Raw genomic sequence first — 21,926 nt, 5'->3', positions numbered from 1 at the left:
TTGTACCCTTTCTTGCTTGTCTGTTCTATGTTTGTTTGTTGCTTGCTTGTTCGTTGCTTGCTTATCCCTTAATTGCCCGTCTTGCCCATCCAATCGGCGATTCCCTGCTCGCTCTTGCCCCATCCCTCGACATACTCGCTCAGCTCGGTCGTGTTGATCTTCTTGTCCTTCGGCAATGCGTCGCGGGTGACGGCAACCGCATCAAGGACGACCTTGTCTTCGGTTTTGTCGCCATGCAGCTTCTGGTACAGGTACCGCGCCTGCACGCGGCCGATATCCTTCGGATCCACGGCAACCGAGGCGATCCACGGCGAGTTCGGATCCTGGATCATCTGGAGGTCCTCGTCGCTCATGTCGATGCCGTAGACTTTGATTTCATTGCGGCCCGCTTGCTGGATGGCGCGGACGGCTCCTTTGGCGAATTCATCCCACGATGCCCATACAGCGGCGATGTCCCCTTTGTTCGGATATTGCTTGAGGATGGCTTCCATCTGGTTCTGCGTATCCAGCGCCGGCTTGTCCGCCGTGCCGAAATGCGCGATCTCCTTGATATCCGGGTTCGCATCCATGAACTTCTTGTACGAAATCTGGCGTCTTTCCATCGGCGCAAAGCCTGCAACCCACACCTTGACGATGTTCCCTTTGCCGCCGATATCCGTTTTCAGCTTCTCCAGCGACTTTTCCGCCATATCCTGGTCGTTCTGCTGCAGCACGGTGACTCCCGGCACCGTAATGTCGGCATCGAACGCTACGACCGGAATTCCCTTGCCGACCGCTTTCTCTACGCCGGACTTCAGCGCTTCCGCCGTTCCGTGGTCGGTAAGGATGCCGTCTACGCCGCCGTTGACCGCAGCCTCAAGCTTGGAAGACATCTCGGCCAGATTGTTGCCCGAGGCCTGCACCTGCACCGTGCCTCCGAAGCTCTCGACCTGCTCCTTCACGCCGGCAACGTATTGGGCGGAAAACGCCCCTTCGTTGAACTGCATGATGAGCGCGATCTTTTTGCCCTTCAGCGAATCGTTGCCTTCGCCGAGCGTAGCGAGAATTCCGTTCGATTTGCCGGCTGCCGCGCTTCCGCCCGCTCCGTCCGCCTCGGAATTATTGCCTTTCTGCCCGCATGCGGCCGTACCCAATAAAGCTGCCGCTGCGAGAACGACCAGTGATTTTTTGCCCCAGTTCATCTCTGTATTTCCTCCCCCGTCATGTCAAGCTTCCTGAATGTGCTTGTTAAGCAACATCATAGCATTTTATCCAAGCATGTCAATCGGATTTAAGTGATTTGACGTCGAAATTGCTCGAATATTTTGGATAGGGATAATTATAGAACTTCACGAATAATATTCAAGCTTTTTTTGTTTAAAGCGCTGTCGCCCCAAAATATTCCAGAAAAATAGTCCAACCGCTCTCTTCCCGCGCACGCAAAAAACCGGAGGGCGATAAGCCCCCCGGCGTTCAACAACAATTCATTAGAGAATGATCGCGATAAGGCCTCCGGAGCCTTCGTTGATGATCCTTCCCAGCGTTTCCTGCAGCTTGTAGCGGGCATTGTCGGGCATCATCGCAATCTTGCCCTGGATGCCTTCCCTCACGATGGAATGCAGCGAACGGCCGAACATGTCTGAATCCCATACCTTGATCGGATCGTTCTCGAAGTCCTGCATGAGGTATCTCACGAGCTCCTCGCTTTGCTTCTCCGTCCCGATGATCGGAGCGAACTCCGATTCCACGTCCACTCGAATCATATGGATGGAAGGCGCCGTCGCCTTCAGCCTGACCCCGAAGCGGGAGCCTTGACGGATCAGCTCCGGCTCGTCAAGCTGCATCTCGGCAAGGGTCGGAGCCGCGATGCCGTAGCCGGTCGTCTTGACCATCTCCAGCGCTTCCGCGAAGCGGTCGTATTCCCGCTTGGCATGAGTGAAATCCTGCATGAGCTGCAGCAGATGGTCCTTGCCTCGGATTTCGACGCCGACCACTTCCATCAGAATCTGGTCGTACAGCTCATCCGGGGCGTACAGGTCGATCTCCGCTACGCCCTGCCCCATATTCATGTCGCTGAGGCCGGCTCTGGAGATGAAGTCGTATTCCATGAATTGGGCGACGACACGATCCACATCGCGCAGCCTGCGGATGTCCTGGACCGTATCGCGGACCGAATTTTCGAAGTTGCTTCTCAGCCAATGGCTTTCGTTCAGCACCATGACCCAGCTGGGCAGGTTGACGTTGACCTCATGCACAGGGAACTCGTAGAGCACCTCGCGGAGGACGGAGGTCACTTCCTCCTCGCCCATGGTTGCCGCGCTCAGCGTCATGACCGGAATGTCGTATTTGGCTTGAAGCTCGCCGCGAAGCTGCAGGGCTTCATCGCTTTTCGGACGGGTGGAGTTGATGATGAGCACGAACGGCTTGCCGACTTCCTTCAGCTCGGCGATGACCCGTTCTTCGGATTCGACATACGAGCTGCGGGGAATTTCGGCAATCGTGCCGTCCGTCGTAACGACCACGCCGAGAGTGGAATGCTCCTGGATGACCTTGCGGGTTCCGATTTCCGCCGCTTCCTGGAACGGAATCGGCTCCTCGAACCAAGGCGTCGTGATCATCCGGGGGCCGTTCTCGTCCTCGTAGCCTTTGGCGCCATCCACAGCGTATCCGACGCAATCGACGAGGCGGACGTTGACTTCCAGGCCTTCGGCGACATGAATGCGGACAGCCTGGTTCGGAACGAACTTAGGCTCCGTCGTCATGATCGTCTTGCCTGCCGCGCTTTGCGGAAGCTCATCCACCGCACGGACGCGGTCCACCTCGCTCGTAATGTTGGGAAGTACGGTCGTTTCCATGAATCGCTTGATGAACGTCGACTTGCCTGTTCGGACCGCACCGACGACGCCGAGGTAGATGTCTCCGCCGGTACGCTCCGCGATGTCCTTGAAAATATCCACTTTTTCCACTTTCAGATCCCCTCCCAATCGAATATCCGGTTCGTCGCCTTCCACCGGTCAAGAGGGTAGGCAAGCGACGCAACTCGTACATGCTGTGGACTAGTAATAGCTTATTGTCCATCCTTCCGGATTATGACGGTTGCGTCCAACATTCTTGCATCCCGGTCCGGATATCCATAGCCCTTTCAAGATAGATTGATATGCCCCCGGTTAACAGAAAAGAACCTTCCGTCCCTCTCGCGCTTGGCGAAAAAGGGACAAGAAGGCTCTCGTCCTATATCTGTTATTCGGGCTGGGCCGCAGGTTCCCCATTGACAAGCTTGTACGGCGGCGATTTGACCGGCACGAAGTCGGTGTCCTCCGCCAGCAGCTGCCGCAGGTCAAGATCCGCTCCCACCTTGTCGAGGCCGCGCTTCTGAACGAAGCGCATCATGTCGCTTCCGTAATCGGCGTAGACCCGTCCCTTGTCGCTCAACATGAACGTCAAGGCGCCGCCGGAATACAGGCTGCGGACGGAAGGCTCCTTCTGGCCCAGCTTTTTGAAGTCGATCCTGCTGTAGCCTGGATAAGCTTCGCCGGCCGCCGGGATCGAGCCTCCATGGCTGCGGCCGTACTGGTCGACCCAGCCCTGCACGTCGTTCACCGCCTGGAAGATCGTCAGCGGCATCAGCTTCACGGTCGGGTCCTTTTCCTCGTTCTGGATCAGGAAGTAATAGCTGCCGCCCTTCTCGAACGACGCCGCCGGCAGATCCGACATGAAGTTCTCCCGCTGCAGCTTGGGAAAGTCGATGACGAACTTCTCGTAGACCGGCGTTTCCTGCGTGGCGTTCTTGATCGGCAGAAGACCTTTCTTCTGCTGATAAAGATCGACCACCGCCTGCACCCCGGCAACGACGTCCATCGATGGAGCCTGGCTCTCGGCCATGCGCTCTCGCGGATACATGCAGCCGGACAAGCTTGCCGCCAGCATCACGGCGGCAGCGGCTCCCGCGATGCCTCGCCATTTGCGCCCCTCCGCCCGGCGGCCGAGGGTTCCTTCATTCACCATCATGCGATCCTCCTGCTTCGGATTAGCTTCGAAATCCCCGCAGCCAATCATCATCGTCTTCAGCGGCCTGACGCTCCAATTGACGTCTTACAGCTGCTTTCAGCGGACTTTCGGGTATGCTGACATGGCAATTGCCCGTTACCCTGCTCTGGCAGCCGAGCCGCTGATGTCCGTCGGTTCCAAGCTTGCGGCGCTCCACCTCGCTCAGGCGGGAAAGTCCCTGATCCCCGTGGTCGGGAAGCAGCGACATCTTGCACATGAGGCAGGCGGCTTTGCCGTCGCATCGGACGGGAACGCTGAGGCCCGCCTGCCTGGCAGCGCTCAGAAGCGTCGTGCCCGGCCTGACCTTGACGGTCTTCCCGGATGGCCAAAAGGTCGCCTCTGCCATGATCGCGCCGCCTCCTGTATGTAGGCTTTCTCGTTAGAAATAAGGCTTGTGCCGGACGACGATGACCGCATCGTCGCTGTTCACGACCGCCTGGCAGGACAATCGGAAGCCCTGATCCAGCTCTTCCGGCTCCAGACGATCCCATTCGGCGTCGGTGACGCCTTCCAGATGCTCCATGCCTTGATCGACATGGCAGCGGCAGCGGGCGCATGTACCACGGCTGCAGTTGTAGCCCCATTCCGCCTTGGTCTCCACCGCATGCTGAAGCAGCGTGCGGCCTTTCACGGCATCCGCGTCCGTAGAGCGCGTGCGGCCGATGAGAGTAATCATCGTTGCATTCCCTCCGGTCAGACGATAATCGAAAACACGCCAAGAATAAAGCCGAACACCAGCATGGCGAATGCGGCCAGCGACAGAACGCCCCGCAGAATCCCCTTCGTTTTCATGCGGGCGAACGTAATCACCAATGCGGATATGACCATCAGGCCGATTCCGGCCAGCGAGATCCACATTACGGTCATCGGACTCGGTTGCATTTGTTCTGCCTCTCCATTCCTCCGGACCTTTTCCGAGCGATGCCGCCGTCCTGCAAAAGGCTTGTCCCCGGCCGCTCCGGAACGACGGACCGGGCAAGCCGAAGCTCAGCCGGTCCGAGGCCGTTCCAGGAACGCTGCGTCCTTATTTCTTGATCATCATTTTCATCAGGGCTTCCAGGTTGCCCATATTCATGCCGCTCGCCTTGACGGCTTTGACGATGTCGTTCATCGTCTGCTCCGATACCGGAACCTTCGCCATGGAGGCAACCTGCTTAACCAGCTTGCGAAGCTCTTCCTCACTCTGGATCGTCTCCGGAGTGACTCCGCTGGCGATTTTTTTAACCTGATTCTCTGTAATGTTTTTGCCGGTTTTCTTGTTGACTGCTCCAAGAATATCCTTCGGCGAATGTTTGCTCACCATTGTCGCCTCCCCAGTAATGATGGGGCTAGCGCCGGCCGAAGCCGGCGGCATAACCGCTCTAGCATCATCCTATGAGGAGAAGCCGCTGGGGGTGAGGGCGGATGCCGGGTAAGGACTACAGTTCGCCGGTGCGGTCCCGCAGCATGAGCATCTCCACCGCTTCGCGGGGATCCTTGCCCTCGAAGAGCACCTCGTAGAGCTGGTCCGTTATCGGCATCTCGACGCCGTAGCGCGCCGCGAGCGTCCGGGCGAAGCGGGTCGTTCGCACGCCTTCCACGACCATGCCGACCTTCTCCAGCACTTCGTCCAGAGACAGGCCGCTGGCGAGCAGCGAGCCCGCTCTCCAGTTGCGGCTATGCGGGCTCGTGCAGGTCGCGATGAGGTCGCCGACTCCGGCAAGCCCGGCGAACGTCATCATCGTCGCCCCCATCGCGGAGCCGAGCCGGCCGATTTCAGCCAAGCCGCGGGTCAGCAGCGCCGCCTTGGCGTTGTCGCCAAAGCCGAGTCCGTCGGAGAGGCCGGCTCCCAGCGCGATGATGTTCTTGATGGCGCCGGCGACCTCGACTCCGATGACATCGGGGTTGGTGTAGACCCGGAAGCAGGAATTGATGAAGGCGTCCTGCGCCCGTTTGGCCGGTCCAGGGAAGATCGAGGCGACGACAACCGTCGTCGGCAGCTTGCGCACGACCTCCTCCGCGTGACTCGGTCCGGAGAGCACGACGATTTCGCGCTCATCCCTTCCAAGCTCGCCCGCAAGCACCTGGGACATGCGCTCCAGCGTCTCCGCTTCAAATCCTTTGGTGGCATGGACGATGACGGCGTCCGGGCCGATCGACCCCGCCGCGGCGGCTGCTACTTCCCGCATTGCCGAGGAAGGGGCTGCGAACAGCACCAGCTCGGCTTCGCGAAGAGCTTCCTTCATGTCCGTCGTCGCGCGGAGCGCAGCCGCCAGCGGAATATCGGGCAAATAACGGGAGTTGGTGCGGCGCTGGCTGATCTCCTCCGCCTGTCCGGCGCTGCGGGTCCATATGGTCACCTCATGACCGTTGTCCGCAAGCACCGAAGACAGCGCCGTTCCCCAGCTGCCTGCGACAAGTACCGCTACGCGGAGGCGCCGCCGACCGTTGGTTTCCGCATTTGTCGGCATTGTGCTGCTCACCCTTTCTTCGTTCCGAGCTTGTTTTCCTGGCCGCGCGCCAGCTTGACGATATTGGTCCGATGGCGGACAAAAGCGAATAAGCATAACAGCATCGCTGCCCATAACGCCGGCTCGGCGCCTTCGAGGAAGAAAATGAATAATGGCGTCAACAAAGCGAAGACGAGCGAGCCGAGCGAAACGTAGCGGGTCAGAGCGATGACCGCGATCGCAATGATGCCGGCGATCAGGCAGGGAAGGAACGACAGAACGACGAGTGCTCCTACTGTCGTGGCGATTCCTTTGCCTCCCTTGAAGCGGAAATAAAGCGGCCAGTTATGGCCCATGATCGCGGCCAGTCCGCAAATGGCGGGCACCCAGTCCGAGTCCGGGACGAGCAGCTGCCCCAGCAGGACGGCGCAGACGCCTTTGGCGATGTCCAGCAGGAAGACGGCGATGCCGGGGCCTTTGCCGAGCACGCGGAGCGTATTGGTCGCTCCCGCGTTGCCGCTTCCATGCTGGCGGATATCAATGCCCTTCACATACCGTCCAATCAGTATGCTGAAGGAAACCGAGCCGAGCAGATAGCTCGCTGCAATCGCAAGGATGGATATGAGCAACGTTCTTCTCCCCTAGTCCTCATCCGACTTCCGACGCGTGAACAGACGGATCGGCGTGCCCTCGAAGTCGAACGCGGCGCGTATTTTGTTCTCCAGGTAGCGTTCGTAGGAGAAGTGCATGATCTCCGGCGCATTGACGAAGATGACGATCGTCGGCGGCCTTACGGCTACTTGCGTGACGTAGTTGATGCGCAGACGGCGGCCCTTGTCCGTAGGAGGAGGGTTGATCGCGACCGCATCGGAAATGACGTCATTGAGAAGATGGGTCTGTATGCGCAGGGAATGCTGCTCGGATACATGGTTGATGATCGGAAGCAGCTTGTGCAGGCGCGACTTCGTAAGAGCGGACAGGAAAGCGATCGGCGCATACGACATGAACAGGAAGTGATCCCGGATGTTCTGCGTGAAATGCTGCATCGACTTGTCGTCCTTGTCCACCGCGTCCCACTTGTTGACGACGAAAATGGAAGCCTTGCCGGCTTCATGGGAATAACCGGCTATATGCTTGTCCTGCTCGATGATGCCTTCCTCGGCATTGATCAGGATCAGAACGACATCCGCCCGCTCGATCGCCTTGAGCGATCTCATGACGCTGTATTTCTCCGTCGTTTCGTACACTTTGCCGCGCTTGCGCATGCCGGCCGTATCGATAAGAACATAACGCTGGCCGTCCTTCTCAAACGGGGTGTCGATCGCGTCGCGGGTCGTTCCCGCCACATCGCTGACGATAACGCGCTCTTCGCCGAGCAGCGCGTTGACGAGCGAGGACTTGCCGACATTCGGCCTGCCGATCAAGGCGACCTTGATGACATCCTCGTCGTAATGATCTTCTTCCAGTTCGGGAAGCTTCGATACGGCTTCGTCCAGAAGGTCGCCGATGCCGGTGCCATGGGAACCGGAAATGGCGATCGGGCTTCCGAAGCCGAGTCCGAAGAACTCATAAATGTCTTCCATCCGGCCCTGATTGTCCACCTTGTTGACGGCTACGACAACCGGCTTGCGCGAACGGAACAGCATTTGAGCCACTTCTTCATCCGCAAGGGTAAGTCCGGTTTTGGCGTCGACCATGAAGATGATGACATCCGCTTCCTCGACAGCCAGTTCAGCCTGCATCCGGACTGATTTCATGATTTCGTCTTCGCCGTCGATCTCGATGCCGCCTGTATCGACGATGCTGAACGATCTTCCATTCCATTCACCGGTTCCATAGATCCGGTCACGCGTGACGCCAGGTTTATCCTCAACGATAGCCAGGCGGTCGCCTATGACCCGGTTGAAGATCGTGGATTTCCCCACATTAGGCCTGCCCACGATGGCTATAACGGGTCTTGCCATAGTATACACCCTCTCAAAAATACTCACGCCATCCATCATAGCAAAAAACAGCCTGGTTGGCTAACTTTTCAATGGTTTCCTATGGAAACGCAGGGTTCGCCTACCGGCTTCTGTCCACCAGGATGAACGATCCGTTTTTCAGATCATGCGCGGTCGCGTCCATGATCTTCTCCAGGAAAAATGCCGTTTCCTGGGCTTTTTCAGCATCTTTCTCAATAAAGATCGGAGCTCCGCCAGCCACGGATTCATGGCTGGTGCTGATAATGGCGACAATGCTAGCCATTCGATCCGCCCTCCCCCTGGTTGACTCCCGCTTTGGACGGCATTCGGACCGCCATCTCCAGCAGCGGGACACGCCCGGCGATTTCGCACGCCTTGGACAGGTCTCGCTCATGCGGAATGATGAAGACGCCGAGGCAGCCGCTGTCCAAATCCAGCTTGGCCAGAGGCACCAGGGCCGGCTCCCCTGTGTCGCTATGGAGGCCGAGAATCGTGGACAGATCGTAGAGAATCGCCTGCCTCTGTCCAAGATTCGACAAGGTGACCCGGCCGTTGGCGCTGCGGGGCTTGACGATGAGACCAAGGCCATGCTTCGCGATGATGTCCCGATTGCTCTGCAGCCCGACATTCATGATATAGATGTTGTCGACATAGAGATCCGGACCTTCGATCCTGACCTTGCCGGGAATAATATCCGCAATGGCAGAGATCGATTTTCCGGACTTCAATTTCCAAACGATAATTAAGGACAGCAATCCTCCTGCGATCCCGATCCAGAGATTGAAAGCGACGGCGAACAGGCTGGCGGCCATGGCGGCCATGATGACCAGATAATTGCGGCCTTCGAAAACCATAGCGATCCCCTCGATGTACGAAGTCCCTCTGGAGACGATTTCCATGGAATCCATCTTGCTCAGCGTCTCCCTTTCCATATTGCGCACCTCGCGGAACTGCTGGGCGGCAACCGTCAGAAAGGTGAGGGCCGTCAGGTTTTTCTGGTAAAGAGCCGGAACCGCCACCGCTCCAAGCGCCGAGGCGATCACTCCGAGCGAGATATGGATGATCTGGCCGTGCGGGTAAGTGGGATACTGCCTGTAATCCGTGCGCAGCAGCAGGATCCGGGCAAGCAAGCCGAAGGCGATGCCGGCCATCACGCCGACGACCATTCGATGCTCATGCAAGTAATTCGACAAGTCGTCCATCCTCATATATCCCCTTCCCTGTTATCCATCCGCTGAACGAACAAGCGCGAGAATCCGGACGCTGCCGCGGAAATGACAACGGTCAGAAGACGGCATGACGCTGCGGCTGCGGCAAAGCCGTCCCACCAGCCGGCCTTGCCGATGACGGACGCGGCACCAATCGTTGAGGGAAGCCATGCGGGAAAAACCGAGGCGATCCAGTAGCCCACGGCGATAATGACCAATTGATTGGCCGCCCGCAGAGAGAGCAGGGCAGCGAGCATGCCGCATAAGATCGGAATGTCCCAGCCCGCCCTCACGACGGTCAGCAGCGGGCTTGAAGCATACATTGTGTTCATCCATGCCATAAGCAGCCCCAGAAGCAGGGCGCAGCCCGCCGTATAGAAGCGGTCTCCGCGCGGAACTCCGAGCCGCCAGACCGCCAGGCAGGCCAGCAGCAGGGCAGCGGCCGACGCGCTTGCCCTCAAGCCCCATGGCAGATCAACCTCGATCCGGGACAGCATGATCATGCCGGCGATGCCTGCCGCCGCCATCCTCCAGCCCAGTCCTCCAGCCGCTTCCTTGTTCCAGCCGGTCGCAAGCAGGATGAGCCAGACGGCTGCGAGCTCCAATGCCAGAAATCCTTCTTCCATTCCACTCATTGCCTGCACCTCCTACGCGTATTATGCGCGAAGTGCCGAGGTTTGAATCGCGGAGCGGAAGCAAATAAAAAAGCCTTTCCGACCTGAATCGGAAAGGCTTTCGAGCCGATGCGGCCCTAGCGCACGAGAAGCGCGGGGCTGCATCGCCTGGATCACTTGAATTTGCTCAGCTTGTCGCCGAAGCGCTCGCCAAGGTTGAAGCTCATGCTTTGGTTGCTCAGGGAGACGTTCGGGTTGTCGATCTTCTCCTTGAATCCGCCGCGGTCGGAACGCTCGCGCTGAGGACGCTCGGCGCGCGGAGCTTGCTCCGGAGCTTCTTCCGTTTCTTTGATGCTCAGGCTTACGCGCTTCTCGGACGGGTTGAAGTCAAGGATTTTGGCTTGAACTTCTTGGCCTTCCTTGAGCACTTCCTGAGGAGTCGCCACGTGGCGGTGAGCGATTTGGGAAATATGAACGAGGCCTTCCACTCCAGGAGCGATCTCAACGAAAGCCCCGAAGGTTACGAGGCGGCGAACGGTACCCGTTACGATGTCGCCCGTTTTGAATTGGCCGCTTACGGATTCCCAAGGTCCCGGTTGGGCAGCTTTGATGCTGAGGCTGATTTTGCCGGCGTTAGGGTCCAGCTTGAGGACTTTGACGCGGACGGATTGGCCTTCCGTTACGACATCCTTCGGATGCGCAACATGCTGCCAGGACATTTCGGAAACGTGAACAAGACCGTCAACGCCGCCGATATCGACGAACGCGCCGAACGGAGTCAGGCGTTGAACCGTTCCGTCAAGCTCTTGGCCGACTTCAAGGCCGGAAATGACGTTTTGCTTGTTTTTCTCGAATTCCTGCTCCAAGACATCTTTGGCGGAGAGGATGATTTTGTTGTTTTCGCGGTCGATTTCCTTGATCTTGACGTTCAGGGTACGGCCCTTGTAGTCTTTGAAGTCCTCGACGAAATGACGCTCCACCATGGAAGCCGGAATGAAGCCGCGCACGCCTACGTCGACGACGAGACCGCCCTTGACGACGTCAGCCACGGTAACTTCAAGAACTTCGCCAGCTTCGAATTGGGCTTGCAGGGAATCCCAAGCCTTTTCGCCGTCGACGGCTTTCTTGGAGAGAACGAGCTTCTCCTTCTCGTCGTCGATCGTGATGACCTTCAGCGTGATTTCCTCGCCGAGCTTCACCGCGTCATTGGCGCTGTCCAGTTGTACGGAGCTGAGCTCGCGCAGCGGAACGACACCGTCATATTTATAACCTAGGCTTACGGTTGCCTGGTTGTCTTCAACTTTCACAATCGTGCCGGTCACGATGTCGCCCTTTTTGAGGGAAACGATGTTCTCAAGCTCATCTTGGCTAAGACCTTGCTGAGATTCTTGGACAGAGTCCTGGATCTTTGTTTCTTCTGACATTGAAATAACCTCCTCAGTTCATACCCCAACTTTATTTAAACCCATATTGCACCATTGAAACGGAAGGGCGGGAACTTGGGCTCCCGATGGATCCCTACCCTGACAGGAACAAGGGAATAAAACATGCTTACGCTTGCTTGCGCAGTTCTTCGATTCGCATCATGATGGCTCTGGTCACCTGTTCCAGCGCATCTCCGGATGAATTCATGAATTCGGATAAGTCCACTGGCTTGCCGTAGGAGACGACCGTCTTGCGGAACAACTTGTAAGACCCCGAGATGGCGACCGGTATGACGACCGCTCCGCTGCGCATGGCGATCATGGCCGCGCCTTTTTTGGCCGCGTCGCCTCCGCTGTTGCGGCTTCCTTCGGGGAAGATGCCCATGACGCTGCCTTCCTTGAGAAGCGCGATCGCCGTCTTGATGGAGTCCTTGCTCACTCCGCCGCGCTTGACGGGGAATGCGCCCAGAGCCCTGATCAAGGGGCCGAACAGCGGCACGTCGAACAGCTCGGCCTTAGCCATATAGTGGACCTTGCGGCTGAGCTTGATGCCGACAGTCGGCGGATCGAAATTGCTGATGTGGTTGGAGCAGAGAATGACAGGCCCATCGGCTGGTATGTTCTCCAGTCCCCTGGCTTCGAGACGGAACAGCAGGGCGTAGGCGCCTCTCAGGACAGCGCGGCAAAAGGTATAGATCATGGCAAGTTCGCCTCCGCCAGTTTTTTGCGGCTGAGCGATGCGATCGTGTCGATGACCCCGCTGGCAGAAATGCCGGTCGTATCCACCAGAATATGATCCGGCGTGCGGATCAGAGGCGAAACGGCGCGCTGCATGTCCTTGCGGTCCCTCTCCTCGATCTCCTTCTCCAGCTGCTGAAGCGTCAGCCCCGAAGCGGGATCCGTCTCTCGGAACCTTCTGAGCGCCCTTTCCTCGACGCTGGCCGTCAGATAGATCTTGAGCTCGGCATCCGGCAGCACATGCGAGCCGATGTCCCGGCCGTCCATGACGACGCCCTTGCCGTCCGCGAGCTTGCGCTGCTTGTCCGCCAGCAGCATCCGGACCCGATCGTTGGCCGCGACTTGGGAAACATTCAGATTGATGTCCCTCGAGCGGATCAAGGCCGTGATATCCTCTCCGTTCAGCAAGACGATCTGGCCGTCGGGTCCCGGAGCCAAGGAAATGTCCAGCCCCTCCGCATGTTCCGCCAGCGCGCCGTCGTCGCCGATGTCGATGCCGGCGTTACGCGCGCTCCATGTAACTGCGCGGTACATGGCGCCAGTATCGATATAAATATAGCCTAATGCCTCGGCAACGCTCCGGGCAACGGTGCTCTTGCCGGCACCGGCGGGTCCGTCGATCGCGATGTTGATGCGCTCGCCTCCCCCGTCGTGATGGGTACTCAAAGGGCGTTCCTCCAAGCGATGTCCATGAGAATTTCTCGTTCAAAATCAGTAAAAAAGCAGGCTGTGCCTGCCAAATAATTATATCACAGTCGACTGTTGGATGCAAAACAGTAACCGTCTATCGGAATTCCTCCCCCTCCTGGCTGCGGCGGCTGACGATATCCCCCCGGTCGGGAAGCAGGCATGCGGCAGCCTGGACGGCCAGCAAAGCGGCGAACAGAAGAAGAGCGCATGCGGCAAGTCCCCAAGTGACCTTGTCCTCCATCCTCCTCATCGGCCCATCCCTTCCAATCGTAGGAATATAGGCCTATGTTGCCCATTAAAAACTCCGTTATGTATGCCCGGGAACGAGATTACTTCCGGAATTCCAATTGCCGTTCGAAGCAGAAACGGATGATCCTTTGCCGGTCCGGCTCCGAGATCGTCGTGAATTTGATCATCGCCTGCTTCTTGCCCGTCTCCGTCATGTCGACACGGACAATTTCGCCCTTGAAGAAGGCATGCTCAAGCGTCCCGTTCTTGTAGGGCACGAGCAGCCAGCACTCCAGCTCCATTCCCTGCTCGACCGGCTTGGCCTTGTCGCAGAGGAACGAGATGCCACCGCCGCCGATATCGTCCGTCATCGCCACGAACCGGATGCGGCCGCGGATGGACACCGCAAGCTCCAGATCGGCCGGCACCCGCAGGAAGCTGCGCCTCTGGATTTTCGTCATGCTGTCGGGATCGGCCTTGCGGATTCGAACGAGGCGGATGACGTCTTCCCGGAAGCCGAGAACATGGGAGTTGAAATAATGCTTGATGCCTTCCGAGCTGATGACATGGGCCGAAAGCTCGTCCCCGATATAAAGCTTTTTCAGCTTGCGGCTGGGCTCATGAAGCGGAACCTCGATGTATATGGCCTCGGCATCCTCGTCCGCGATCCGGGACTTGAAGACCATCTGAGCTTCTTCTTCGTCGGAAGAAGCCACTTGAATATATAGATTTTCGTTAACCCTAGGCAGCAAAATAGGCTCCCCCTCCCGTAATGCCATGATTATAGCATGTCGGATGATGGGGAGCCATATCGAAAAATGGGCTTTTTTGCCTGGAAGGCGGTCTAGGAGCGGCTCTCTCCAGGCAGTTCCTCCACCGCTTCCTCGAGCCCGCTGTCCGCATTCAGGTAGATGCGGTATTTGGTGCCGTTGCTCTCGCCTTTGAATTCGTAGCAGAGCACTTCCTGATTGTCGTCGTTCTTGATCAGGGCCAGCTTGGCCGGCGACTTTTTCATCGCCTCGCTCAGGCCGCCGCGCACCTTGGCCTCCGTCATCGCCGGCTTGCCGAGCTTGCGCTCCTTGTGCGAGAAGACATAGTCGCTAGCCTGCAGGCCGATCACATCGCCTTTGTCCAACGCGACCTTCACGCTGAGCTTGTCCGGATAGATCAGCACGCCGTTGTCGTTACCTACATAAGTGAATACCGCTTCCTTGCCGTATTCGTCGTAGGTGACGGGCGTCATTTTCTTGTAGCCGTGCTTGTCCAGGAATTCATCGGCTTTGTCGCGGGCTTCCTTCATGCCGATCTTCTTGTCGGCCACATCGCGGGGATGGACGAACCAGATCAGATCGCCTCCGCGGGAAGTAAAGTCCATCGCGATGTTTTTGCCTGTCCCCTTTTCCTTGACGACGGCGGAGAAGGATTTATAGTTGGTGTCCTTGCCGTTCTCGACGACCCGGATGCCTTCCGTCGAAGGCATGTCGAGGAACCTGGCCGCCTTGGTTTTGATCTCCTCGGCGGTAACGGGCCTGCCGCTCAGCATGCTCACGGATCTCTTCTCATACAAGCCGCTTACCGTCGGTCCCCAATCGACCGAAGCCATTTTGTCCATCCGGGAATCGACGTCCTTGAATCCGTCGACGATGACGTTGCCGGATTTCTGCTTGTCGGCGGCCATCGCCAATTCGACATCCATCCAACGGAGCTTGTCCTGGAGCACTTTATCCTGCACTTTTCCGAGCTCGTGGGCGATCTCGGCCGATTTTGCATACAAGGTTTTCATCGTGCTCATCTCGCCGTCGCTCAGCGGCTGCTTCGTCAAATCCCGCATGGATGCCTTGTAGGCGAAATTCGAAATATGCGACAGGAAGTCCTCGGTTTTATTGAAAGGAATCATCCTGACCGGCAGCTGGTTGATCTCGCTCTGCGCCTGGCTGGTCAGTCTCCACACATTGACGAGGCTTTTGCGCTGGTAGCCCTGGGAGGCGGCATTGACGGCCAGCGTGCTGCCGAGCTGGTGATGGAGCTGGTCCACATGATAGCTCAATTCATGGAATGCTTTCTGATACTGGTTCTCCGCCTTGACCAAGACTGAATTCTTCTCTTGATGCTCCTGGTAGCCCCAATAGATCGCGCCGACAAAAAGCAGCGTCATAACGGGAAAAAGCACACGGCTTAAACGTTGGTACATACGGCAAAAGCTCCTTTCTTATGCCAAACCTGGTGTTAGTTTGGTTGAAGGAAAGGAGCTTTATGCATGGGGCTATGACTTTATACCGGCAGCTCTTCGATTTCGAAATCATCGGTATTGCTGCACAGGCATTGCTTGAAGCCGGTATCGACTCTTCCCTGGTCCCTGCGGCCGCGAAGAACGAATTTCTCTCCGCAGAGCCGGCAGCGAATGCTGATCTTCACTCTTGCCTCATCCATATGCTTGCGTCCTCCCGCATTGAGCGTTTGTCTCTACAAGCAAGTATGGACGGAACGGTCAAAGCTTAACCTCTTCCTCCCTGCCCACGATCCGAAACGGAGAGCGGGAATTGGCCCTGCCGATCTTCCGGAGGCCCCAGATCCACAGCACCGCCATGAACGGCACGATGATCCATGCCCATTCCCTCGCTGTCGAGGTCAGGATCCAGTCGTACAAGCCGTGCCACAAGACAGGCAGAATCAAAGACAGCAGCAGGAACCTGCGGATATGGCGCTTGGGAGCGAACTTCGCCTTGCCGAAATAGTAGCCCATCATGATGCCGAACAAGGCATGTCCCGACACGGGCAGCAATGCCCTCAGCATCATCGTTCCGAAAGTGGACGGATAGAATACGGCGTACATGATGTTCTCCAGGGTGGCGAAGCCGAGGGAGACACTGGCCGCATAAACGATGCCGTCATACGGCTCGTCGAATTCCATGTGATTGTAGATGATATGATAAAGGACGAACCATTTGAACAATTCCTCGACGCCTCCGGAGAGGGCGAAGGAGAACAGAAGCGGATGGCTGCCGAGCCAGAGCTCCAGTCCTCTTTGGATGACCATGATCGGCACGACGACCAGCATGCCGGTGACGAACAGCCTGAAGACAAGATGGATGGGCTCGCTGTCGTAACGGTCCTTCAAGTACAAATAGGTGAGCAGCGAGATGCCCGGAGCCACTGCGGCCGTCAAAATTGAGAAAAGCAGCAAGGGATCCCCTGCCTCCTTCTTGTTGATGAAAGTATAGGTTCAGTCCCGTTCAGCACAAAAGAAGAGCATTCCCGATGGATCGCGAATGCTCTTGGCAACTGGGGCTAGGATTTAAAATGATGGCAAAGCCCGCGAACAGCATCGGCCGGCATGACTATCTTGCCGTACTCCTCCAAAACCGCGTAGGTAACCGAGGTCGCGTCTCCAAACTCCGCCAGGATGGCAATCATCGCATTCTGTCCCGCCGGTTCCGCCGAAGCGGTATCGAAAGCGAGAATCCAGCGTCCGTTGTATGCGTACAGTCTTCCTTCTTCCGTCAGTTCCGAGGCCGAAAGCTGCTTGGCTGCGGAGATGACATCCTCGAAATCCTTGAACATGTACATGATCGTGTCGCTGGATTCGAGCGTCACTTCCATCTCGTACATATCCTCGTCCGCATCGTCCTCGTCGGCACGTCCCGCGTCCGAGCTCACATTCATCTTGCCGCGGGTGACGATCACCACCATGCCTTGAGCCGGCATCGCGATGACTTCGACCGCAAGCGGTCCGTTCGCATCGAAGCCGAGTTCCGAATAGGCCTGGTCCATCATTTCGCTGAACAGCTCATGCACTTTCGGTATCTCGCGCCACATGTCGTCCTTCTGGATCCCGCGCTCCAGCAGGTCGTCGAACGTCAGAAAAATGCGAATTTTGTCTTGCCCCAACCGTTCGATCTTCATGACAGGATCCTCCTCTGCAGCATCGGATATAACAGCGTATGAAGCGCAAGCCATAATGTGCGGCATACGTGCCATATAACTATATTACCATCTATGAAGGAGGAATGCACGAGCAGGTCAAAAAAACAGCCGCCTCCCAATATAGGGAAGCGGCCGGGAAGATTCAATGGGCAGCCGGGGACGACGAAGCTTCTGCGATGATCTTTTCCGATTCCTTTTTGACCTCCGGATCGCTGTTCACGAGCGCAGCGATCCGCTCCCAGGAACCGCTGTCCGCGACCCGGCCGGAGCTTTTCGCCGACGAGGATCTTGCGGGGCCGCGGCGCGTCGCCGCGCCGCTTTTGTCTCGGATCATTCCAGACATCGCTCTTCCGGCAGCCTTGGACCACAGCTCTCCGGCAATGCCCGACGCTACCGCTGCCGCCCCCGGCCTTTTGCGGGCAACATACAGGGCTGCCGCCGCTCCAATCAAACTTCCGGCAATAAATCCTCCCAGTTTCATTTCATTCTGCCTCCTAAGCGCCGTATCCGGCTGTTCATGATGGGAGTAGTATGCCCGGCCGACTCCTTCTCATCCATTCCGATTGGGTAAGCGAAGCAAGGTTTAATATGATAAAATGGGTGTCTTGGATCCGTTTTCCCGGTGTAGGGAAGGCTGGATCCCCATGAATACAGCTTTGCTTGTGGAGGTTGAAACGCACATGAAATCCTATGCACTCCAGTCCATCGGACTTGCTGCCGCGGCAGCCGTCCTGCTGTCCGGCTGCGGAGGGAAGACGGACGGCGCAAGCGCATCCGGAACTCCTGCTCCCTCCTCGCCGCCTGCCGTATCGGCCTCTCCTGCGCCGTCGGCGGCAGCGCCTTCGCCGACCTTGTCGCCGTCACCTTCGCCGCAGCCTTCGGCAACCCCGCAGCAGGCCGAAGCCAGATTCAAAATGAGCTCGAAAACATTCCGCTTCTCCCCCGTCGATCCGGAAACGTCGAACAAGGCCGTCCTGCTCACGTTCGATGACGGGCCGAAGGAAAAGGAAGAGCTTACGTCCATGCTCGACACGCTGGACAAGCACGGCGCCAAGGCGATCTTTTTCGTCAACGGGTACAGGGTGAAGCAAAATCCCGAGCTGCTGAAGCTCATCGACGAACGCGGACAGACGATCGGCAACCATTCCTGGGACCATATCGATCTCCATAAAAAAAGCAAAGCCGAGGTGCAAAAGCAGCTCGGCGATGTATCGGATCTGGTTGAGGAGCTGACGGGCAAACGGCCGCAGTTTTTCCGGCCACCATTCGGAACCGGCGGAGATGTCGGCAAGGAAGTCGCCAAGGAAGACGGCATGCTGTACATGACCTGGTCGAACGGTTCCCTTGATTGGGATCTCAAGGCGACGAAGAAAGATCCCCAGCTCGTCATCAAAAACGTGCTGGAGCAGCTGCATCCCGGAGCCAACATCCTGATGCACGAGCTTCCGTGGACGAAGGAAGCCCTCGACAGCCTCCTGACGAAGCTCGAGGAAAAAGGCTACGGCTTTATCGACCCTGCCTCGATCGACTTGGAGCAAGGCTGATTGCCGCGGGTCAGCGACAGCAGATGGATGACAGGCGGACAATTCCAGCGGATCGGCGCTTTTGAAGTGCCGTATCCAGGACTCACCAGCATGCGGACCCTTTCGGGTCCGTTTTTGTCTTGGCCTTTTCCGCGCCAGCCCGCAAGATCGAACCATCCGGACGGAAACCTGCGGACGCTGGCCGTTCTCATCGCGGGTCCGATCCACGGCACGATGATCTGCCCGCCGTGCGTATGCCCGGAAAGAACGAGATCGGCTTCGATCGTAGGATTGCGATGCGCGATGATGGGATCATGGGCAAGCATAATCGTAAATGGAGGATCGGACCGATTGTCGCCTTCGGCTCCCGCTGCATCAAGCGGCGTCTCCAAAGCAGCCTGCAGACGGTCCTTGCCCAAGCGCGGATCATCGACTCCGGCCAGCTTGAACGGCATCGCCCCGACTTGAAGCCATACATAACGATTCACAAGCACGGTGACTCCGCACCGTTCCAACAGCTTCGCCAAGGAGCCGATATCCTCGTCGTAATCGTGATTTCCGAACACCGCGTATACGGGAGCTATCCGAGCGAGCAGACGCATATTGTCCTCCACTCTATCGAGCGGAACGCCTTTCTCCCTCATATCTCCGCCGATCAGCACGATGTCGGCTCCTCCCTCGCCGCGTGCCTGAAGGAGGACTTCTTCATTGAGAATACGCCTGTGGATGTCGCTGATATACAGGATGCGATAGCCATCCAGCGCCTCGGGAAGGCGCTCGAGAGCAACCGTCTCAACTTCGATCCGGCTGCTTGCCGCTTCGGCCATCATCCGTCTGATCAACAGGACTGCCAGCCATGCAGCAGCGGCGGCGAGAATGGACAGCATCAGGTAGAAGCGCAAAGGCAAGCTCCTTTCCATGCTTCTGCCGCATCGTGGGTGCCTTCATGCGGGGCGAACAGGCTGCGTCCCCAGAAAAAGAGCGTGCAGGCCAGGACGATGAACAGCAGCATCAAGGTATTGACAAGCCATTTCGTCAGCTTGGGCTGCAAGGACGGATGTTTTTCCCGCCGCGGAGGGTAACCGTCGCCTTCAAGCTCAACCCCGGCTTCAACGGATGCCGTTTTCTGCTCCTGAGGCCTTCGTCTTCCGAATTTCTCGATCCTGCTCATGGCTGTCTCCTGTAGCGGATGATCATGCCCATGATGAAGTCGACGGCGAAATGGGCGGCGATCGGAGCCAGAAGCGTTCCGGTGCGGATATAGATCCAGCCAAGGCCGTAACTGATGCCGAAGACGAGCGCGGTCGGAATCCAATGCTTCAAATACCGGACGTGGATAGCCGCGAACAGGATGCTGGTCCAATAAGCTCCAAGCGAATGCTGGATCGCGCCCCGGAACAGAAGCTCCTCGCATACGGCGACGACCAGGGACAAAAGGGCGATATGCCAGACCGGCCTGTTGCGGAAGATGCGTTCGTTCACGCCGCCGTCATCGGCCGCCTCCTCTGGCACCCAACGGGAAATGAACAGGTCTACCGCTAGAATAAGGAGGGCGAAACCGAAGCCCCAGTATAGAAAGGCGAGGCTGTCGGGCCAGCGGAACAGCGCAATCGAATTGCGGCCCTGAAAAAAACACCAGACCAAGCCGATAATGAGGGTAATAGCTTGCGTCATGTACAAGTTGAGCAGCAGCATCCGGTCGTCGAGCTCGTCTACCGAAACGCTCCGGACGCGAATGTTGCGGATGTCGAATTTTTTCATGTAGTCCCGCCTGTCTTGAAGGAATCGAAATCCGTTAATCTTTATCATCGAGGAGAAAACAATGGACAAACATCTCAGCCGCTATCAAATGCTATTCAGCCTCGGTTTCATCTTCATGCTCGTTGCTGCGGTAGGCGCATTTTTCGCCGGCGTCGAAGTGGGATCAAGCCGCACGGAATCCAGATACGAGGCCAAGAAGCTGATGGCCTCAGCCGCTTCCGCCAAAACCTCGTACTCCCAGCAAGATCTGGTATCGTTCTATCATACCGTATTTTCGCCTTACCGTGAATTTCAGAACGAATGGCTCGCCATGGAGAAGAAAGTGGAATCCCGGAACATACCGGCTTCCTCCTCTCTACTCAAGGACCTCGGAGATCTCGCGGACGAGAAGCGCAAGGAGATCGGATCGGTGCGCTCCGTCCCGGACACAGGCCTTCTGGCCAGCGCAAGAAACGGTTATCTGGCCAGCCTCGACTCCATCTCGCAGGCTTCGGCTGCGGCGGCCAAGGCGGCATCCGGCCAGCCGGCGGACAGCTTCCTCGCCTCCCTCCGCAAGCAGCCGTCCTATAAGGATGCCGCCCGAAAAGGCTTGGCCGCGCAGAAGGATTATTATTCCTCCATGCTGAAGTGGGCAACCGGCGTCGACGGCAGCATTTCGTCCGAAGCCGTCCTGACCGGCACGGTCCAAACGAGCGCATGGAAATCCTACCCGCTCCTCGTCAAGATCAAGCTGATGGCCGACCTGCTCGAGAAGCGCGGGAAGTGGACGGATTATTATCCCCAGGATCTTGCGGGATCCGTCGACGCCCTCCTTCAATCCGGCGAATCGCAGCGCCTGCATGCGTCGTCCATCAATGAGCTCGCCGATGTCGTTACCGGCACGGGAGCAGTCAGAGGCGGCGACTTCTGGACCATGAAGTCTCGTTTGTACGGCAAGGAGACGCTGCCTCAGCTGCCTTTCTTCCTGCCGCCGGACAACTAGGCCTTAATCATAGCTGAAGCCGAGCTCGGACGCGGCGGCGCTGATGCCCCCCGTCACGTTCACCAGATTGGAAAATCCCTGCTTGCGCATGTAATCCAGGACATATAGGCTCCTTACTCCGTGAGCGCACATGAGGTACCATTCCTGTCCGGCGTCGAGCTCCGGCAGATGCTCCGGTATGGAATTCATCGGAATATGGCGGGAGCCTTCCAGACGGTAGTATTCCCACTCGCCCTCTTCTCTCACATCGATGATCTGATCCATCCGGACGGCTCCGGAACGGACCCTTTCCAGCAGGTCCGAGGGTTGGATTTCCCTAATGGAAGGCTGTTGAAATGCTGACATGGGATGTTCTTCCTCCCCCTAGTGTTGGTAGGAAGAATGATAGCGAAAAAAAGCGCCTCCATCAAGTTTT

The 21,926-nt window shown here is 57.6% G+C and carries 29 protein-coding genes; 2 read left to right on the top strand and 27 right to left on the bottom strand.

From position 1 onward, the window contains the following. Nucleotides 1-68: 68 nt before the first annotated feature. The 23 genes from VE23_RS02585 to VE23_RS02485 all read right to left on the bottom strand — a co-directional run bounded on the left by VE23_RS02585 (nucleotide 69) and on the right by VE23_RS02485 (nucleotide 17,726). Nucleotides 69-1,181: a sugar ABC transporter substrate-binding protein gene (locus tag VE23_RS02585; protein WP_021879535.1), complete on the bottom strand. Its 1,113-nt coding sequence runs from the start codon at nucleotides 1,179-1,181 to the stop codon at nucleotides 69-71. Nucleotides 1,182-1,466: 285 nt separating this feature from the next. Next, nucleotides 1,467-2,945, bottom strand: a complete 1,479-nt coding sequence (gene spoIVA, locus VE23_RS02580; RefSeq protein ID WP_048745534.1) for a stage IV sporulation protein A — start codon at nucleotides 2,943-2,945, stop codon at nucleotides 1,467-1,469. 274 nt (nucleotides 2,946-3,219) lie between these two features. Continuing rightward, nucleotides 3,220-3,987 carry a hypothetical protein gene (locus tag VE23_RS02575; protein WP_157053895.1) on the bottom strand — a complete coding sequence of 256 codons (768 nt, stop codon included), beginning with the start codon at nucleotides 3,985-3,987 and terminating at the stop codon, nucleotides 3,220-3,222. Nucleotides 3,988-4,006: 19 nt separating this feature from the next. Further along, complete coding sequence (locus VE23_RS02570) at nucleotides 4,007-4,375, bottom strand: 2Fe-2S iron-sulfur cluster-binding protein (RefSeq protein ID WP_127506568.1); 369 nt, start codon at nucleotides 4,373-4,375, stop codon at nucleotides 4,007-4,009. Nucleotides 4,376-4,405: 30 nt separating this feature from the next. Then, nucleotides 4,406-4,702, bottom strand: coding sequence for a 2Fe-2S iron-sulfur cluster-binding protein (locus tag VE23_RS02565; protein WP_048745532.1), 297 nt, complete (start codon nucleotides 4,700-4,702; stop codon nucleotides 4,406-4,408). A gap of 17 nt (nucleotides 4,703-4,719) precedes the next feature. Continuing rightward, nucleotides 4,720-4,908, bottom strand: coding sequence for a DUF2768 family protein (locus VE23_RS02560; RefSeq protein WP_021879539.1), 189 nt, complete (start codon nucleotides 4,906-4,908; stop codon nucleotides 4,720-4,722). Nucleotides 4,909-5,050: 142 nt separating this feature from the next. Beyond that, nucleotides 5,051-5,326 (bottom strand): stage VI sporulation protein F, encoded by a 276-nt coding sequence (locus tag VE23_RS02555; RefSeq protein ID WP_127506639.1) that lies wholly within the window; start codon nucleotides 5,324-5,326, stop codon nucleotides 5,051-5,053. Nucleotides 5,327-5,444: 118 nt separating this feature from the next. After that, the gene (locus VE23_RS02550) at nucleotides 5,445-6,476 is read right to left on the bottom strand and encodes an NAD(P)H-dependent glycerol-3-phosphate dehydrogenase (RefSeq protein WP_048745531.1); all 1,032 of its coding nucleotides are present in this window, start codon (nucleotides 6,474-6,476) and stop codon (nucleotides 5,445-5,447) included. Nucleotides 6,477-6,484: 8 nt separating this feature from the next. Next, a complete protein-coding gene (gene plsY, locus VE23_RS02545) occupies nucleotides 6,485-7,084 on the bottom strand; it encodes a glycerol-3-phosphate 1-O-acyltransferase PlsY (RefSeq protein WP_048745530.1) in 600 nt (199 codons plus the stop codon). A 12-nt stretch (nucleotides 7,085-7,096) separates the two neighbouring features. Then, nucleotides 7,097-8,419, bottom strand: coding sequence for a ribosome biogenesis GTPase Der (gene der, locus VE23_RS02540; protein ID WP_048745527.1), 1,323 nt, complete (start codon nucleotides 8,417-8,419; stop codon nucleotides 7,097-7,099). Between the two features lie 100 nt (nucleotides 8,420-8,519). Next, nucleotides 8,520-8,702 (bottom strand): capping complex subunit for YIEGIA, encoded by a 183-nt coding sequence (locus VE23_RS02535; protein ID WP_049867222.1) that lies wholly within the window; start codon nucleotides 8,700-8,702, stop codon nucleotides 8,520-8,522. Beyond that, nucleotides 8,695-9,621 carry a YIEGIA family protein gene (locus tag VE23_RS02530; protein ID WP_048745523.1) on the bottom strand — a complete coding sequence of 309 codons (927 nt, stop codon included), beginning with the start codon at nucleotides 9,619-9,621 and terminating at the stop codon, nucleotides 8,695-8,697. The genes VE23_RS02535 and VE23_RS02530 overlap by 8 nt, the downstream gene beginning before the upstream one ends. 2 nt (nucleotides 9,622-9,623) lie before the next feature. Then, a complete protein-coding gene (locus VE23_RS02525; protein WP_049867221.1) occupies nucleotides 9,624-10,262 on the bottom strand; it encodes a YphA family membrane protein in 639 nt (212 codons plus the stop codon). Between the two features lie 152 nt (nucleotides 10,263-10,414). Next, a complete protein-coding gene (gene rpsA / locus VE23_RS02520) occupies nucleotides 10,415-11,665 on the bottom strand; it encodes a 30S ribosomal protein S1 (protein WP_048745518.1) in 1,251 nt (416 codons plus the stop codon). 127 nt (nucleotides 11,666-11,792) lie between these two features. Then, entirely contained in the window at nucleotides 11,793-12,365 is a 573-nt protein-coding gene (locus VE23_RS02515; RefSeq protein WP_048745515.1) for a lysophospholipid acyltransferase family protein, read from the bottom strand. Further along, nucleotides 12,362-13,069 (bottom strand): (d)CMP kinase, encoded by a 708-nt coding sequence (gene cmk / locus VE23_RS02510; RefSeq protein ID WP_048745513.1) that lies wholly within the window; start codon nucleotides 13,067-13,069, stop codon nucleotides 12,362-12,364. Before cmk ends, VE23_RS02515 begins: the two co-directional genes overlap by 4 nt. Before the next feature lie 118 nt (nucleotides 13,070-13,187). Further along, nucleotides 13,188-13,343 (bottom strand): hypothetical protein, encoded by a 156-nt coding sequence (locus VE23_RS26310; RefSeq protein ID WP_157053894.1) that lies wholly within the window; start codon nucleotides 13,341-13,343, stop codon nucleotides 13,188-13,190. Nucleotides 13,344-13,422: 79 nt separating this feature from the next. After that, entirely contained in the window at nucleotides 13,423-14,073 is a 651-nt protein-coding gene (locus VE23_RS02505) for a flagellar brake protein (RefSeq protein WP_174806338.1), read from the bottom strand. Between the two features lie 92 nt (nucleotides 14,074-14,165). Then, nucleotides 14,166-15,512 (bottom strand): germination protein YpeB, encoded by a 1,347-nt coding sequence (ypeB, locus tag VE23_RS02500; protein WP_048745510.1) that lies wholly within the window; start codon nucleotides 15,510-15,512, stop codon nucleotides 14,166-14,168. Between the two features lie 80 nt (nucleotides 15,513-15,592). After that, entirely contained in the window at nucleotides 15,593-15,751 is a 159-nt protein-coding gene (locus VE23_RS26915; RefSeq protein ID WP_021878400.1) for a hypothetical protein, read from the bottom strand. Nucleotides 15,752-15,809: 58 nt separating this feature from the next. Then, complete coding sequence (prsW, locus tag VE23_RS02495) at nucleotides 15,810-16,505, bottom strand: glutamic-type intramembrane protease PrsW (RefSeq protein ID WP_048745508.1); 696 nt, start codon at nucleotides 16,503-16,505, stop codon at nucleotides 15,810-15,812. 104 nt (nucleotides 16,506-16,609) lie between these two features. Further along, a complete protein-coding gene (locus VE23_RS02490; protein WP_021878398.1) occupies nucleotides 16,610-17,224 on the bottom strand; it encodes a genetic competence negative regulator in 615 nt (204 codons plus the stop codon). Nucleotides 17,225-17,387: 163 nt separating this feature from the next. Next, the gene (locus VE23_RS02485) at nucleotides 17,388-17,726 is read right to left on the bottom strand and encodes a hypothetical protein (protein ID WP_049867220.1); all 339 of its coding nucleotides are present in this window, start codon (nucleotides 17,724-17,726) and stop codon (nucleotides 17,388-17,390) included. 199 nt (nucleotides 17,727-17,925) lie between these two features. On the opposite strand from VE23_RS02485, the gene VE23_RS02480 reads away from it, so the two are divergent. Next, nucleotides 17,926-18,789 carry a polysaccharide deacetylase family protein gene (locus VE23_RS02480; RefSeq protein ID WP_048745506.1) on the top strand — a complete coding sequence of 288 codons (864 nt, stop codon included), beginning with the start codon at nucleotides 17,926-17,928 and terminating at the stop codon, nucleotides 18,787-18,789. Here VE23_RS02480 and VE23_RS02475 read toward each other — a convergent pair. The 3 genes from VE23_RS02475 to VE23_RS02465 are packed head-to-tail and all read right to left on the bottom strand — an operon-like array spanning nucleotide 18,744 to nucleotide 20,529. Continuing rightward, complete coding sequence (locus VE23_RS02475) at nucleotides 18,744-19,670, bottom strand: metallophosphoesterase (RefSeq protein WP_049867219.1); 927 nt, start codon at nucleotides 19,668-19,670, stop codon at nucleotides 18,744-18,746. The genes VE23_RS02480 and VE23_RS02475 overlap by 46 nt on opposite strands. Beyond that, entirely contained in the window at nucleotides 19,655-19,939 is a 285-nt protein-coding gene (locus VE23_RS02470) for a hypothetical protein (protein WP_021878395.1), read from the bottom strand. The genes VE23_RS02475 and VE23_RS02470 overlap by 16 nt, the downstream gene beginning before the upstream one ends. After that, a complete protein-coding gene (locus tag VE23_RS02465) occupies nucleotides 19,936-20,529 on the bottom strand; it encodes a CPBP family intramembrane glutamic endopeptidase (RefSeq protein ID WP_048745504.1) in 594 nt (197 codons plus the stop codon). Before VE23_RS02465 ends, VE23_RS02470 begins: the two co-directional genes overlap by 4 nt. 61 nt (nucleotides 20,530-20,590) lie before the next feature. Between VE23_RS02465 and VE23_RS02460 the strand changes: the two genes are divergently transcribed. Further along, nucleotides 20,591-21,511: a hypothetical protein gene (locus VE23_RS02460; protein WP_049867218.1), complete on the top strand. Its 921-nt coding sequence runs from the start codon at nucleotides 20,591-20,593 to the stop codon at nucleotides 21,509-21,511. A 3-nt stretch (nucleotides 21,512-21,514) separates the two neighbouring features. On the opposite strand, the gene VE23_RS02455 is transcribed toward VE23_RS02460, so the two are convergent. Further along, on the bottom strand, nucleotides 21,515-21,856 hold the full coding sequence (locus VE23_RS02455) for a rhodanese-like domain-containing protein (RefSeq protein WP_048745503.1): 342 nt from the start codon (nucleotides 21,854-21,856) through the stop codon (nucleotides 21,515-21,517). Between the last annotated feature and the right edge of the window lie 70 nt (nucleotides 21,857-21,926).

The organism is Paenibacillus sp. D9 (genome assembly GCF_001188365.1).
In the GTDB taxonomy this organism is placed as follows: domain Bacteria; phylum Bacillota; class Bacilli; order Paenibacillales; family Paenibacillaceae; genus Paenibacillus_O; species Paenibacillus_O humicus.
This window is presented reverse-complemented; position numbering and strand designations above follow the sequence as displayed.

What these genes read in the sequence shown, in the direction of transcription:
- VE23_RS02560 (WP_021879539.1), bottom strand. Translation starts at nt 4,908, where the DNA reads ATGCAACCGAGTCCGATGACCGTAATGTGGATCTCGCTGGCCGGAATC.
- rpsA (WP_048745518.1), bottom strand. Translation starts at nt 11,665, where the DNA reads ATGTCAGAAGAAACAAAGATCCAGGACTCTGTCCAAGAATCTCAGCAA.
- VE23_RS26310 (WP_157053894.1), bottom strand. Translation starts at nt 13,343, where the DNA reads ATGAGGAGGATGGAGGACAAGGTCACTTGGGGACTTGCCGCATGCGCT.
- VE23_RS26915 (WP_021878400.1), bottom strand. Translation starts at nt 15,751, where the DNA reads ATGGATGAGGCAAGAGTGAAGATCAGCATTCGCTGCCGGCTCTGCGGA.
- VE23_RS02525 (WP_049867221.1), bottom strand. Translation starts at nt 10,262, where the DNA reads ATGAGTGGAATGGAAGAAGGATTTCTGGCATTGGAGCTCGCAGCCGTC.
- VE23_RS02480 (WP_048745506.1), top strand. Translation starts at nt 17,926, where the DNA reads ATGAAATCCTATGCACTCCAGTCCATCGGACTTGCTGCCGCGGCAGCC.
- VE23_RS02575 (WP_157053895.1), bottom strand. Translation starts at nt 3,987, where the DNA reads ATGATGGTGAATGAAGGAACCCTCGGCCGCCGGGCGGAGGGGCGCAAA.
- VE23_RS02565 (WP_048745532.1), bottom strand. Translation starts at nt 4,702, where the DNA reads ATGATTACTCTCATCGGCCGCACGCGCTCTACGGACGCGGATGCCGTG.
- VE23_RS02585 (WP_021879535.1), bottom strand. Translation starts at nt 1,181, where the DNA reads ATGAACTGGGGCAAAAAATCACTGGTCGTTCTCGCAGCGGCAGCTTTA.
- VE23_RS02490 (WP_021878398.1), bottom strand. Translation starts at nt 17,224, where the DNA reads ATGAAGATCGAACGGTTGGGGCAAGACAAAATTCGCATTTTTCTGACG.
- VE23_RS02465 (WP_048745504.1), bottom strand. Translation starts at nt 20,529, where the DNA reads ATGAAAAAATTCGACATCCGCAACATTCGCGTCCGGAGCGTTTCGGTA.
- VE23_RS02460 (WP_049867218.1), top strand. Translation starts at nt 20,591, where the DNA reads ATGGACAAACATCTCAGCCGCTATCAAATGCTATTCAGCCTCGGTTTC.
- VE23_RS02470 (WP_021878395.1), bottom strand. Translation starts at nt 19,939, where the DNA reads ATGAGCAGGATCGAGAAATTCGGAAGACGAAGGCCTCAGGAGCAGAAA.
- der (WP_048745527.1), bottom strand. Translation starts at nt 8,419, where the DNA reads ATGGCAAGACCCGTTATAGCCATCGTGGGCAGGCCTAATGTGGGGAAA.
- VE23_RS02550 (WP_048745531.1), bottom strand. Translation starts at nt 6,476, where the DNA reads ATGCCGACAAATGCGGAAACCAACGGTCGGCGGCGCCTCCGCGTAGCG.
- VE23_RS02515 (WP_048745515.1), bottom strand. Translation starts at nt 12,365, where the DNA reads ATGATCTATACCTTTTGCCGCGCTGTCCTGAGAGGCGCCTACGCCCTG.
- VE23_RS02485 (WP_049867220.1), bottom strand. Translation starts at nt 17,726, where the DNA reads ATGAAACTGGGAGGATTTATTGCCGGAAGTTTGATTGGAGCGGCGGCA.
- VE23_RS02535 (WP_049867222.1), bottom strand. Translation starts at nt 8,702, where the DNA reads ATGGCTAGCATTGTCGCCATTATCAGCACCAGCCATGAATCCGTGGCT.
- VE23_RS02455 (WP_048745503.1), bottom strand. Translation starts at nt 21,856, where the DNA reads ATGTCAGCATTTCAACAGCCTTCCATTAGGGAAATCCAACCCTCGGAC.
- VE23_RS02530 (WP_048745523.1), bottom strand. Translation starts at nt 9,621, where the DNA reads ATGGACGACTTGTCGAATTACTTGCATGAGCATCGAATGGTCGTCGGC.
- ypeB (WP_048745510.1), bottom strand. Translation starts at nt 15,512, where the DNA reads ATGTACCAACGTTTAAGCCGTGTGCTTTTTCCCGTTATGACGCTGCTT.